The following is a 14676-nucleotide window of genomic DNA, read 5'->3' as shown; positions in this document are numbered from 1 at the left end:
TATAAGGTAGAGGCAAGGGTCTTGGCTGGAGATAATTACTATCCTTTATCCCTTGAGGCTACACTAACTATTGAAAAAGCTGATCAAAGGATTGAATTTGAACAGATTCCTTTGATAGATTTAGACAAACAACAATCCGTTCTTTTAGTTAGCCATAGTGATTCGGGATTGAAAGTGAGCTATAGCGTTTCAAACCCCGATATCGCAACAGTGGATACCCAAGGGCTTGTGCAAATAAAAGACGTAGGTCAGGTGGAAATTACCGCAAATCAGCCAGGAAATCAAAATTATCTACCAGCGCAAGCTGTAAGTAGAACATTAGTAGTGACAAATAGTCAAGCGGATATTAGTGAGCTTAGTATTAACGGGAAACGCTATGTTAACCCTGAAAGTACAATTGTATATCGCATGGATTGTGATGATCTTTCCAAAGAGGTTCAATTAAGTATTGCAATCCCTCTGGGGGCGTCTGCCTCGGTTAGTGAAAACTTTGTGATTCACACGCCTAAGGCCGGGATATACAATCAAGATATTACCGTGGAGTCGCACAATAAACAAAAAATACGCAAGTATAGAATTGTCATTGAAAAACCATTTGCATTTAAAGATATTGTTATTGAGAAATTTGGCAATACTTTACTGGTTAACAATAATCCATCGACAAATGGAGGATATAAGTTTATTGCTTATCAGTGGTTTAAAAATGGCAAACTAATAGGAACAGAACAGGTCTATTCTGTTGGAAATAAAATCAATGATATTTTAGATGAGCATGCCGAGTACACAGTGGTATTGACAACGGATAAAAACGAGCAAATCAGCAGTTGTATTGGCGAGATTACTTATCAGCATAAAAATACAGTCACGCTCTATCCAAATCCTGTGTCCATAGGACAAGAGATGAATATTGTGTTTGATTATCCAGCGCAATTAATTAATAATGTCAAGGTAGAGGTATTTAGCGTTAGTGGCGCTTTGATTTACTCAACTGTTTTACATCAAAGAGATTCTGTATTGTCTCTTCCAATGCACATTCAGTCAGGTAATTATTATCTGGTGATGTATATTGGAGATACAAAACAAGTAAAAACAATCATTGTCAAACCTTAAAAAAATAGAGATATGAATACAAAGATCTTATATAGTGCTTTGGTTGTTTTTATATCATTGATAACGCACGCACAAAAAATTACAGTAGAGGGAACCGGTTTTTTTATTCAACCAGCTAAGCATGAGGTTTCCAGTGAGAGAAGTTCTATGGGATATGCTTTTTCACTGGGATACGAGTACGATTTTTTACCGCAATGGAGCGTTAGTACTTCTATTGGCTATGCTAAGCAAAATTACCGTTTTTACCAAGCAAGAAATCAAGGAGGGTATAGTAAAGAAGATATAGAATCGGATAGTTTTGAGTTTAGCTATAAAACAAGTGGTTATTCAGAGAAGATTCACACCCAGAATCTTCGAATACCTTTAACGGTGCAATACCAAACAAAAGGGATACTGAGTTGGTATGTCAGTAGTGGAATGGCCTTTAGTATACCTCTTGCGAAGTCTGAGTCAACAATCAAAATAGACAAGGTTAGCACAAAGGGGTATTACCCCAAGTGGGATGCGCTATTAAGCGGGCCCGATTTTATGGGATTTGGCGAGTTTAATAAGGTTTCAGATACTGAAAAGTACTGGCTAAAAACCGGGTACTCTTGGCTGATCGAAACAGGGGTGAAGCAGCGTTTAAGTCATGATAGTCACCTTTACATAGGCGTGTATTTTGAATTGGGATTAAATGATATTCGCCCTAAGGGAAAGGCTGATAACTTTGCAGTTATCCATGGAAACGACCTTGCAAAACCACTTGAGTATTCATCTGTTTGGTCAGATGAGCGATTCAAGGATCGAAATTTTAAAAATAAAATGATTGGTCTTAAATTACGTTATGCTTTTAGCTTGTAATAGGGCAAATTATTGAAAGTACCAGTAATGAAATTATTAATGTCTACATAACCAAAATTTCACCGTTATCAAATAGGGCGTGTTAATGTGAAATTATATCTCTGAACCCATTTAAAAAATCATACTTTAGTATGCTTGGTGTTCAGAGATATTTTTTTTGAGCTACTTTTTTTTAGGCTTATTGTCAATGGAGTAGTCATGCGGTTTAAGGCTCTGTAAACCGGGTGTTGTTGCTTCTTTTTTACAGCGATAATTAGTAGATTCTGTTTATGATAAAATTATCAGAACTAAGATTTTTTTTGTACTTTTGGAAGAGCTGAGTAAATGTGTTATTTGCAGCAGGTGATAACTGCTGGTTTGCCTCAGTTTTTTGTAGTCTTCACTAAAAATGTGCAGGTACAAAGTCAATTACACCTTACTTTTGAGTTAAAACAACAAACAACAACTTTAAGTTGTTTTTTGTTGTTTTGGCTATTTTAGTATAGAGAGAAAAAAAGTAGTAAAAGAATTAAATGAAAGAATTGTTGAAATCCATTGATCTGGTAAGTGATAAAGAAAAGGCAATCAAGATTTATGAGAATCAAGAAATAGCTTCGGCTTATGTGGCCAATCGCATCGCTTCGGTTATTGTTACTAAACAAGAACAAGGTCAAAAGGCTATATTGGGGTTAGCTACCGGATCCACTCCCAAGGGGGTTTATAAAGAGCTTGTGCGCTTGCACAAGTATGAAGGACTCAGTTTTCAGAACGTTGTCACGTTTAACCTAGATGAGTACTATCCCATGCATCCTGTAGAAGAGCAGAGTTATGTGTCGTTTATGAAATCTAACCTGTTTAACTATATTGATATTCCAAAACAAAATATACATATTCCCGATGGGACACTTTCCATGGAAGCAATACACGCCTACTGTGATTTGTACGAAAAGAAGATTGCTGATTTTGGCGGCTTAGATATGCAGTTATTAGGTATTGGTCGCACCGGGCACATCGGATTTAACGAGCCTGGCTCAGGGGATTGTTCTAAAACTCGATTGGTTACTTTAAATGACTTGACAAGAGAAGATGCCTCAGGCGATTTTGGCGGTAAGGAGAAAGTGCCTGCTCAAGCAATCACTATGGGGATACAAACCATTACCCAAGCCAAGGAGATTATCTTAATGGCCCTGTCTCAGCGCAAGGCGGAAATCATCCAAAAAGCATTAAAGGGCGCTATCTCAGCGGATATTCCAGCAACTTATTTGCAAAAGTTGGCCCATGTCGAGTACATCTTAGACAAAGCAGCGGCCAGTTTATTAGACAAAGGCAATAATTAGAATTAGAACAAAATTCAATTTAGATAAAAAATAGAATGAAGATAGTTGTTACAGGCGGACTTGGCTTTATTGGTTCTCATACAGTGGTAGAATTGCAAAAACAAGGCTATGAGGTAGTGATTTTAGATGATTTGTCAAATGCTTCACTTAGTGTATTAGACGGAATCTTTGCCATCACTGGTAAAATGCCAGAATTTGTAAAACTCGATTTAAGAGATAAAGCCTTAGTACTTGATTTTTTTAATACTCGTCAAAGTCAGATTGATGGAGTCATACACTTTGCTGCGTCCAAAGCAGTGGGAGAGAGTATGCAAAAGCCGTTGATGTACTATGAGAACAACTTCTTTTCTCTTATCAACTTACTTAGCGGCATGCAAGAATACGGTTTAGATAAGCTAATATTTAGCTCTTCTTGCACCGTATATGGACAAGCTCAGGTGATGCCAATTTCGGAGAACGAGTCTATTAAGACTGCTTTATCTCCTTATGGAAATACCAAACAAGTGGGAGAGGAGATTATTGAAGATTTGGCTAAGGTATATCCTTTGCAAGGTATTTTGTTGCGTTATTTTAACCCCATAGGAGCCCATGAATCAGCAATGATAGGTGAGTCTCCTTTAGGGGTTCCTTATAACTTAATTCCTTATATCACGCAGACTGCAGTTGGAATTCGCGAGTTTTTATCCATTTATGGAGACGATTACAATACACCTGATGGTACATGTGTTAGGGACTATATCCATGTGGTTGACTTAGCAGATGCGCACGTTCGCGCATTAAAGCGACTTCTAAATAAGGAGAATACTCAGCAAATTGAAGCATTTAATGTTGGAAATGGGCAAGGATATTCAGTGTTAGAGTTAGTTCATTCTTTTGAGAGAGTAAGCGGTATAAAGCTCAATTATAAGATTGTCAATCGCAGAGCAGGAGATGTGGATATGGCCTGGGCCGATAATACAAAAGCAAGAGAAGTATTGGGATGGAAACCAACAAAGACTTTAGACGATATGCTCTTTAGTGCTTGGGCTTGGGAGAAGAAAGTAAGAGGATTGAATTAACTCGAAGAGCTTATATATAACAAAAAGGTGTATAACTGAACAAGGTTTATACACCTTTTTTGTTTTTATAGGCAGTTGCTGTTTTGTTGTAAAGTTGATAGCAAAACTAAGGAGGTGGTTAACTGTAAAATAGTAAATTTCCTTTTCTTACTTGTTAACCTTGGCCATGTTTTTGCTTATGTAGAAATATAGTTGCATTTTGCAGGGTATAAAATTTAGATTATGAAACTACTGGGTTGGGTAATTATTCTTTTTAGCACTATATTTTTAGGCATCAGCATTGGCGGTATTGGACAGGATCTCCCACAAGAGGGCTTTGTCTTAGGGGCTTTCTTTGGTATTGTCTTAGGCGCTTACCTAATCTATAAGGGTAGGGGCAGTGGCAAACTGTAAACTTTCGCATTGCAAAAGGGGTTGTTTTTTGCAAACGCCTTCTTAATGTAACTACTTTCTATGGGTGGTTAAGTTAAAATCAACTTAACCATGGTTTAATATTTACTTAATATACATCCTAATTATTACACCTACTTTTATCCAAATCTATTAACTAACACTGCGTTTTAATTATGGATAGAAATAAATGGGTTCAAACCAATTACGATTTGTATTGGGATATCTTGTATAGGTATGCCTATAATCTGACAAGAGAACACGACATAGCCAGTGATATAGTACAAGACGTATTTATAGCTATATGGAGTAAATACGATGAATTAACTATAGATAAACCTAAAGCTTATCTGCTAAGCTCTGTCAAGTATAAAAGTCTGCACTACATTAAAAATAGGCCTTTAAATACACTGCAATTAGAAACAGTGTTCCATGTGCTATCAGAGAATGACCTTTTGAGTGAACAAGAACAAGAGGTTTTTCAAAGTCAACTCTTAGATCTAATCTACTCTAAAGCTCAAGAGGTGTTGCCTCTGCGTTGTTTTGAAGTTTTCTACTTGAGATTTTATCAACACTACTCTTATAAAGAAATTGCCAGTCGGCTAAGTATTTCAGAAAGTACAGTGGAGAATCATATTTCCAAATCCCTTAAGATTCTGCGTGTTAATTTACCTACTTCTATTTCCCTGCCTATTTTGTGCATGATCCTGTCTTTTCATTAACCTTGAGGTAACATAAATAACAGATTTGTTACCAATTGGTTAACTCTGTTGTTTTATGTAGGGGGAAATCCACTTGTGCTACTCTTTAGGGTATAAAGCAAGTGTAATGGAAAAGAGATTTAAGCAAATCACAACAGATTATTTAGAAGGGAAAAGCGATCAAACTCAGGATAAAGTCGTTGAGGACTTTATCCGTAGAATGAATCAAAGGGGGATTTCTTTAGAGCAAGTCACATCTGATAGAAAACGCAAAGCAAAAATCTACAATGCGATTATATCCAAGACTAAAGTAAAAAGCAAGTCCTCTAAAGGCTTTTATCAGTTTGCCCTTGTAGGGGTTCTTATGATAGCCTCTGCTTTGTTCTACTTTTTATCATCTCCAGTTGATTCTACCCATATTTATGAGACCACTTCCGTAGAGAGAACAATCATTCTCTCTGATCAAACCAAGGTGACTTTGTCTGCACATTCAAAAATAGTGGTAGATAAGGACTATAATGAATCTAACCGGCAAGTTTCCCTGCAGGGTAAAGCCTTCTTTAACGTGACTCCCAATAAAAAGCTCGCTTTTATCGTAACTACTCGCGATTTGCAAACCAAGGTATTGGGAACCAGTTTTACTGTAGATGAACAAACAACGACAAGTCTTGTCGATGTTCAAAGTGGTAAGGTTCAAGTAATGGCTACTAACGGCGAGGAATCTGTGATTTTGAAGCAGAATCAAAAAGCCTATTATCACAATAACAAACTACAAAAGAAAGACGCCTCTAATCAGATTATATCTTCTTTGAACCAGGCAATGAATATGAAAAATGCCTCTTTTAAGTTTTGGAGCCTTGCTCTACAACAGGAGTTTGATGTGGTGATTGAGTCAAGTAACAATAAGTTGAAGTACATAAAGATAACAGGAGACTATAGAAACAGTAGTCTAAGTGACATTCTCAATAGCTTTTGTTTCATTCACAACTTGACCTATCAGATAAACGGTAAAACAGTAACTATTAAATAATTCTATAAATTATGTTTACAAAAACTGGCTTTAAGTCGAAAACGCGATTGTATTTAGCCTGTTGTATCTTGCTGTATTCTCAAGAGCACTATGCGCAGCAAAGGCAACACCAAAATAGTAATCAGCCTCTTGAATCAATTGAACTAATTCAAGGAAGCGTGTCGATTGCTTCTTTATTTGAGCAAATAGAAGCTCAAACAGGTTATAAGATAGCTTTTTCTTCGGCTTTAGATCCTCAGGGAACTATTGTGATTGACAAGAAAAATATTGGGGTAACCGAGTTATTGAATAAAATTAGTCAGGCTACCCAGACTCAGTATCAGATCAATAGCAGCTTAATTTCTTTTAAAAAACAAACAAAGGAGCAAAACGTGCAAGTAGCAGTAGCTTCTATTGGGGGTAAAGTTCTTGATGAGAACGGATTAGGACTACCCGGGGTAGTTGTCCAAGTTAAGGGAAAAAGCGAAAGCACCTTTACCGATATTGATGGAAATTACACTATTCAAGCGCTTAAGGGAAAGGATCAGTTAGAGTTTACATTTATGGGATACAAGCCCAAGAGTATTGTAGCTCAAAGCAATAGTGTTACTTCTTTGGAACAATCCTATAGTGAGTTAGATGAAATCATCGTAGTGGGGTACGGAACACAAGAGAAGCGAACCCTAACTACGGCAATTGAAAAGCTCAGTGTATCTACAGAGGATATGCGACAAATAGCTTCTCCTGTGGAACTTTTACAAGGGAAAATGGCCGGGGTAAGTATAAATACAAGTTCGGGTAACTTGGGTACTGGAGAAAGGGTATCTATTCGTGGAATATCCTCGATTAGTGCAAGTAATGAACCTTTGTATGTGGTAGACGGAATTCCTCTTTACAACCCTTCTGCTGAATTGTTCAACAAAGGCGAGGCGATGAGCTCCTTAACTACGTTAAATACAAATGATATTGAATCCATTGAGGTTTTAAAAGATGCAGCAGCTGCTTCTATCTACGGTTCAAGAGCCAATAATGGGGTTATTATCATAACCACTAAAAAGGGAAAGAAGAACAGCAGTAGTGTCAAGTTTAATTTTAATACAGGGATTTCTGAGTTTGCCAACAAGAATAAAATTAAGATTTCCAACTCAAAGATGTTTGTGTCTCAGTATAACGAAGCTGCTGATAACTACAATACGCAATATGGTTTAACGGTTGGAGATAATGATTATAAAACCCATATATACAACCCTTTTGGCAACTTGCCTGATACCAATTGGTTAGATGTAATCACCCAAAGAGGGAGTTTTCTAAATGCTGATTTGTCTTTTGCAGGGGGGTCAGATAAGACAATCTACTATATAGGCGGTACTTATATGCAGCAAGAAGGAGTCATTAAGACCAATAGCATGAAAAAGTACAATTTAAATACCAAATTAGAAACACAGGTGACCCCTTGGCTTACAATAGGAACAAACAATAATTTGGCCTATGTCAAGAATAACCAAGTACCGGGTCCTAATCTTGGAACAACAATCGTAGCCAGAGCAATCGAACAGCGCCCTTTCGACCGCCCTTATAAACCTAATGGAGAGTATTATATCGGGGGAACAGAGGAGTTGACCCGTCACAATCCCGTACAGATATTAAATGAGCAAGAGGCTTATCTTGATATGTATCGCTATATCGGAAATCTGTATGCGACTATTAACTTCACTCCTGAGTTATCGTTTAAAAACAGCTTGAATACGGATTATAACTATACTTATGATTATTTGTATTACAACGAGAAACACCCTTATGGAACAGGGGTGGGAAGACTTGTGGATTCTAAGCGAACCATAACCAATATAGAAACTGAAAACGTACTAACATATTCCAATGTTTTTAATGATTTTGGAGTTACGGCAATGCTCGGGCATAGCTTTCAAAAAGTGAGTAATAATACCACGGGAATTGACGCAAGGGGCTTTCCTTCAGCTTCTTTTGATGTGGTTAATGTTGCCTCAGAAATAAAAGGAGCTACAGGATATGTTACTGATTATGCCATGGAATCTTATTTCTCGAGAGTGAACCTCGATTATATGAGCAAGTATATGTTGAGCGCTTCGATTCGTAGCGATGGTTCTTCTAAGTTCGCTCCAGATACGCGTTGGGGATGGTTTCCTTCAGTATCTGTAGGTTGGAATATCGATAGAGAGGACTTTATGAAACAGCTTGATATGGGAGCTAAAGTTAGGTTGAGTTATGGTAGTACAGGAAACCAAGAAGGTATTAGCAACTATGGTTATCAAGCTTTACTCTCGGGTGGAAACGATTACGGATTAGAGAGTGGAATAGCAGTGTCCAGTTTTGGAAATTCAAAGCTTACTTGGGAAAAAGCCAATCAGGTTAACCTAGGGTTTGATTTGTCTTTTTTTCAAAGACGCCTTTCTCTGAGCGTGGATATGTACAAAAAGACAACCAATAACTTATTGTATTCTATGCCTATTCACGCCACATCGGGAATGTCGAGTATTTTGACCAATATCGGTTCAATGCAGAATAAAGGAATTGAGATTTCCCTGGCAACGGCTCTTGACTTAGGAGCAGTGAATTGGCGTTCAAACTTTAATATTGCTACCAACAAGAATAAAATTACTCAGTTAATAGACAATAATGGAGAGCCTTTGTCAATAGGAGGAAATAGAGCCTTGCAAGTTGGTAAAGATATAGGGGCTTTCTACTTGTTTGTACAAGAAGGTATCTATCAGTACGATGGTGAGGTACCACAAGAGCAGTATGAAAGAGGTGTTAGAGCTGGAGATGTCAAATGGAGAGATGTAGATGGGAATAACATTATCAATGACAATGATAGGCAAGTAATTGGCAGTTCAAACCCCAAGTTCTTTGGAGGATGGAACAATAGCTTTTCTTATAAAGGCTTTCAATTAGATATCTTAAGTACGTTCTCTTATGGCAACGATGTGTATGCCAATTGGAAAAGTACCGTATTGGGTAGGTTGGGTGATAGAATGCCTGTGCTTGAAACTTACTATAACAATCGCTGGACGCATCCAGGTAGTACTAATAAGTATCCAAGGGCGATTATGGGAGATACAAATAACAATAGAAACTCGGATAGATGGCTTGAGGATGGTTCGTTCTTTAAGATTCAATCTGTTACCCTTGGGTATAACTTTGACGCAAAAGTATTGCAGAAGATTCACCTGAGTGGGTTACGCGTCTATGTGCAGGCAACTAATTTGCTTTTGTTGACAAAGTATTCTGGTTGGGACCCAAGTGTTAGTCCGAGCTTAGATGCGAGATTTTATGGAAATGACGCTCTGGGAGTACCCCCAACAAGAAATGTATCTGTAGGGGTTAATGTAAATTTTTAAACGATTAGACAAATGAAAAAACTACTTATAGCTCTACTATGTCTTAGCTTATTTGGATGTAGTAAAGAATTAGACCTATATCCTCGTACGGGCTTGGCACCTGAGGAAATCAAACCAAGTGATTTACCTGCCTTAGAACGTGGGATGTATAATAATGTGCAGAATGATCCCAAGAGAGAATCGTGGATTATCTTTGATATTGTTGGTGGAAATGTACAAGGATCAACCACAACAAGTAAAGACGTTATCAATAATACGCTAAATCCCTTGAATGGCTTAATGGTCAATAGTTGGAAAGGGTATTACAGTGCTTTATATCAGGTAAACAATGTGTTGGAAATCACTCAGTTACTACCTGTAGATGCAAATGTGTCTCGCGTACAAGGGACGGCTCATTACTTTAGAGCTTATATCTTCTATAGTCTTGTAACAAGGTGGGGAGATGTACCAGTAATGACTAAAAACTCAATGCAGAAACCTGCTCGCATGCCTAAGGTACAAGTATGGGAGCAGATAGAAAGTGATCTTGATTCAGCCATTAGTTTACTTGGCAATGCAAAGAACTACTATTATGTATCTAAAGATGCGGCTTTAGCTTTGAAAGCCAGAGTGATGCTATCTCAAAATAAGATGGATCAAGCGGCTGAAATTGCCGAAGGACTGATTACAAGTGGAAAGTATGGCTTAGATACATTTGAAAAAATATTCAGAAAGCAAAGTAATACAGAGGTGATTTTTGCCTTTGAAAACTTATCTTCAGAGTCTTCCAATACAATTAGTACGCTTTTCTATAATTATGGACATCCCAACAAGGGAAGTTATGTCTATGCTCCGTCAAAAGAAATCCTTTCTCTTATCACTGAACAAGACAAAAGACGCGATATCTCATTTATAAATGTGGGAGGACAAGATTGTATTAATAAATACCCAAGTGGGCAAACGGGAACTGATCCTGTGATTATCTCTCGTATCGCCGAAATGTACTTGATCAGTGCCGAGGCTTCACCTTTGAATGTAGGGGTGAAAAGGTTAAACGAGCTCAGAGCAAAAAGAGGTCTGGACCCCGTACAGCCTTCAAGTAAAGCGCAAATGCTCGAGATGGTTTTACTCGAGAGAAGAAAAGAACTTATGGCAGAGGGATTTGCTTACTACGACTATGTGAGAACTCAAACTGCTCAAGAAAACTTAAACTTATTAGACTATCAACACCTCTTTCCAATTCCTGGGGGAGAGTTACAATTAAATGAAAACTTAACACCTAATCCTGGTTACTAATGAAAGCAATTAAATTTTTATTATTTACTCTATTTATCAGTCTGCAAGTATCTTGTCAAACTACATCAGATGATAACTATACAACTTATAAGGCAGTTGCTAAAACCGATAGAGCAAAGCAGCTAATTGAGAATACCAATTTAGTAGCTCAGGTTTTCAAAGATTCAACCTATACTCTAACTGAAGGAGTGGATGTTTATGAGTTTGATTATTTGTCGCAAAAAGGCTTGGCGATGAAGACATTTGTTTATGATATAGATCTGAATAGACCCGATGTCTCTGTGGTTGCTTCCCTGCCGGATAATAAGCCGAAGTTTGCGATGCAACCCATGACAGGTCAAGCCACTGCACTTTTGAACACTAAGTTTGATGTCATAGGAGGTGTCAATGGCGATTTTTACGATATGACTACAGGGGTTCCAAGAGGAGTCTTTGTATTTAATGGTATGGTGCTAAAGGATACGTATATCGATAGAAATGAAGGTTTCTTGGCTGTGGATAAAAGCAATAAGGTCTATCTGCAGGATATAAAATTGTTTAAAGAAAATAAAGACAACTATCAACATGTTGTCTCTGGAGGAGTATGGCTTGTTAAAGACGCTGAACTTGTCAAGCAAAGTGATGAGGCTGTGCACCCGAGAACGGCAATTGGGACAACCAAAGATAATCACCTTTTGTTGATGGTCGTAGACGGGAGAAATTACACTTGGTCAAACGGCATGGACTACACTGATTTAGGTGTGTTTATGAAAGCTATTGGCGCGGAGCAAGCACTTAATTTTGACGGGGGAGGAAGTTCTACTTTCTTTATCAATCCCAACGGGAATGCAAATGAATTTCTAATTAGAAATTTACCAGCTGACAACGGTGGAAAAGAAAGAGCTGTGGCTAATGGAATAATTATCACAAAAGCAAAATAGAGATGAAAAAAGGTATAAAACAATTGATCTTACCGTGGATAGTAGCGGTCTTTAGTCTGTTTGTCGTAAGTTGTAGTCAGGATGATTCTATGGGAGGTTTTGATGTGGACACACCTGACTTAAAAATAGATCAAACTCAGTTTTCAGTAGATAAAAACAGCGGAGAAATCCAAGTGAATATTCAAGCTAATCTTCCTTGGAGGCTCCAAGCCAATCAGAGCTGGGTGACACCAAGTGTCGAGCAAGGAGAGAAGGGGAGTCACACGGTGAAGCTTGCCTACACGAGAAATACTTCTTTGGAAGCCAGAGTGGCAGAGGTAGTTGTTTGGATTTCGGATCAAAGTAAACAAACAATTGAACTTGTTCAAGGGCAAGCGACATTAGAAGATACGTATAATAACTATTATGTCAGTGAACAAGGTAGTGGAGATGGAAGTAGCTGGCAAGAGGCAACCAGTCTGTCAAAAGCCCTTGAGTTGGCAGTGAATCAAAATGATGTCATTCACATCGAAATGGGTGAATATCATCCCGATGCAAATGCGCTGATTGACAGTGAGCAAAAAAAGGATTATACTTTCTTGATTCAAGCCAATATAAAATTGATAGGTGGTTATCCTAAGAATGCTACTAAAGAGAGCAAGCCTTCTGTTGAGAACAAAACTATTCTATCGGGTAGTGATTCAAGTGTACACGTGGTGAGTGTGATAGCGCCAAAGGTAAATGGCCTTCAGGTTGTGTTAGAAAATTTAACGATCACCAAAGGCTTGGGAGATCAAGCAAGTAGTAAAGTGAATATTAATGGGTTTGACTTGCCAAGAGATCACGGAGCTGGGCTTATTGTCATGCAGTCCAATCTGGTCTTAGAACACTGTGAGGTTGTTTACAATAATTCAGGAAGACACGCTGCGGGTATCTACATTGCCCAAGATAGCAATGTGGTTGTGAATCATTCTAAAGTAAATCACAATACGGGAAGTAACGCAAACTCTAATGCTGGTGGAATATTTGTAAGTGCTTCGAAACTGCATATGAATTTTAGCGAGGTGTCATTCAACCAAGCAGGAGGAGTATCTGGAGGTATACAGTCTTTGAATTACGCGGAGGTGAACCTTGTCAATACTATTGTCAGCAATAATAAAGCAAGAGCTAATGGGGGAGGATTCTACCATAGAGGAGGTTCTAAATCAGTGATTGTCAATTCATATTTTTACAATAATCAAGTGACCGATGGTCCGGGTGGAGCAATCTCTAATCACGATGCAACAAGCATGCATATGATCAGTAGTACTATTTATGCAAATAGTTCTTCAAAAGACTTCTCAGGTGTGAATAATCAAAATGGCAACAGTATCTATATGTATAACAGTTTGCTGTTTGATAACTACAGTGCAAATGGCAATATACAAGTGAATCCTCAAGGGGAATTGGTCATTAGTAAATCTGCGGTCGTTAACAAAGTCTACGATCAAAAAGGAGGTCAAGTGGCACTGTTTGAAGCTTTGGATTTGAATACTACTGATCCTCTAAAAGTGAGACCTGCTTCACAGAAGAGTCCTATTGCTAATTTTGGATTTGAATTGGCAGAACTTACTGAGCTTAAGCAAAGCTTGCAAATAGACACTCAGGCTATTGAACTTGATTTAGATAATCAATCCAGAGATGGTAAGAAGAGTATAGGAGCATTTGCTCTGTGATAAAAATATAATAGTTTGGTTGTGTTAAACTATGCTAAGGCGCTTAGGAAAGTTGTTTTCTTAAGCGCTTTTAAATTTGAAATAATTGAATCGTAAAAAATAGTAAGATGAATATAAAGTGTATTGTGTTTTGTTGTCTTTTTTTCTGTAGTACGCTCGTCGCTCAAGAAATCGATAAGACGAATTTTAGTTACAAGTACTACCATATGGTAGATATCTTTAACCACATGGCCAATAGTGAGAATGAGATCGTCTTTTTGGGAGATAGCATCACGGAGCAAGGACCTTGGTATGAACTTTTTCGTGGTTTAGATTATCCTGTGGTGAACAGAGGAATATCAGGAGATACAACTGATGGGGTATTATTTAGGTTAGGTGAAGTTATTGAGTCCAAGCCTAAAGTGATTTTTTTGTTAATAGGGACAAATGATATTTATTACAAGCGATCTGTGGATTATATTGTCAGTAGAATTAAGCAAATAGTCAGTGTTATAAAAACAAATAGCCCTACTTCTCAAATCGTTTTGCAGAGTATACTTCCTACTTACAAAAGAACAGAACGTCCTTTAGATACTATCAAGAAGATAAACAAGCAGCTTAGAGTTTTGGCGAAAAATGAGCATATCGAGTATTTAGATCTCTTTCCTTTTTTCTTGAATAATGAGGGAAAACAGTTAAATGAAGACTATTCACTGGATGGTTTACACTTAAATGCAAAGGGCTATGCGCTGTGGGTAGAATTAATAAAGAAGAAATCTTTGCTATAGAACACTTTTTTTATGGGTAGTTTGTCTTGGATAAAGAAGTTACTATGAACTCATTATTATTTCTTTTGCCAATGACTGGCTTTGTGATTTTTACTTACATTCTTTGATTTGTTAATTATTAATTAAAATTTAACTATGTTTGAGCTTCCAAAAAACAAAAGGTTATTTAATAATTAACATTAGCGTCCGATAAAAATTAAAATCACTTCTTTTTTA

The 14676-nt window shown here is 37.5% G+C and carries 11 protein-coding genes; all 11 read left to right on the top strand.

Going from position 1 to position 14676, the window contains the following annotated elements; genetic code table 11:
* On the top strand, window positions 1-1110 hold a 1110-nt coding region (locus GJV76_RS14120; protein WP_155093248.1), incomplete at its 5' end, for a T9SS type A sorting domain-containing protein.
* A gap of 12 nt (window positions 1111-1122) precedes the next feature.
* Window positions 1123-1953 carry an outer membrane beta-barrel protein gene (locus GJV76_RS14115; RefSeq protein WP_155093247.1) on the top strand — a complete coding sequence of 277 codons (831 nt, stop codon included), beginning with the start codon at window positions 1123-1125 and terminating at the stop codon, window positions 1951-1953.
* A gap of 512 nt (window positions 1954-2465) precedes the next feature.
* Window positions 2466-3269, top strand: coding sequence for a glucosamine-6-phosphate deaminase (nagB, locus tag GJV76_RS14110; protein ID WP_155093246.1), 804 nt, complete (start codon window positions 2466-2468; stop codon window positions 3267-3269).
* 35 nt (window positions 3270-3304) lie between these two features.
* Window positions 3305-4327, top strand: coding sequence for a UDP-glucose 4-epimerase GalE (gene galE / locus GJV76_RS14105; RefSeq protein WP_155093245.1), 1023 nt, complete (start codon window positions 3305-3307; stop codon window positions 4325-4327).
* 566 nt (window positions 4328-4893) lie between these two features.
* The gene (locus GJV76_RS14100) at window positions 4894-5439 is read left to right on the top strand and encodes an RNA polymerase sigma factor (protein WP_155093244.1); all 546 of its coding nucleotides are present in this window, start codon (window positions 4894-4896) and stop codon (window positions 5437-5439) included.
* A 106-nt stretch (window positions 5440-5545) separates the two neighbouring features.
* Window positions 5546-6448 carry a FecR family protein gene (locus GJV76_RS14095; protein WP_155093243.1) on the top strand — a complete coding sequence of 301 codons (903 nt, stop codon included), beginning with the start codon at window positions 5546-5548 and terminating at the stop codon, window positions 6446-6448.
* A gap of 11 nt (window positions 6449-6459) precedes the next feature.
* Window positions 6460-9804 carry a SusC/RagA family TonB-linked outer membrane protein gene (locus tag GJV76_RS14090; protein WP_155093242.1) on the top strand — a complete coding sequence of 1115 codons (3345 nt, stop codon included), beginning with the start codon at window positions 6460-6462 and terminating at the stop codon, window positions 9802-9804.
* 12 nt (window positions 9805-9816) lie between these two features.
* Window positions 9817-11079, top strand: coding sequence for a RagB/SusD family nutrient uptake outer membrane protein (locus GJV76_RS14085; RefSeq protein ID WP_155093241.1), 1263 nt, complete (start codon window positions 9817-9819; stop codon window positions 11077-11079).
* Window positions 11079-11999, top strand: a complete 921-nt coding sequence (locus tag GJV76_RS14080) for a phosphodiester glycosidase family protein (protein ID WP_155093240.1) — start codon at window positions 11079-11081, stop codon at window positions 11997-11999. The genes GJV76_RS14085 and GJV76_RS14080 overlap by 1 nt, the downstream gene beginning before the upstream one ends.
* Window positions 12000-12001: 2 nt before the next feature.
* Window positions 12002-13693, top strand: coding sequence for a BACON domain-containing protein (locus GJV76_RS14075; RefSeq protein WP_155093239.1), 1692 nt, complete (start codon window positions 12002-12004; stop codon window positions 13691-13693).
* Between the two features lie 107 nt (window positions 13694-13800).
* Entirely contained in the window at window positions 13801-14460 is a 660-nt protein-coding gene (locus GJV76_RS14070; protein WP_155093238.1) for a GDSL-type esterase/lipase family protein, read from the top strand.
* Window positions 14461-14676: the final 216 nt, after the last annotated feature.

Origin of the sequence: Myroides albus (assembly GCF_009711045.1) — a bacterium.
GTDB lineage: Bacteria > Bacteroidota > Bacteroidia > Flavobacteriales > Flavobacteriaceae > Flavobacterium > Flavobacterium album_A.
The sequence above is the reverse complement of the archived record's forward strand: the minus strand, read 5'-3'. Positions and strand labels throughout refer to the sequence as shown.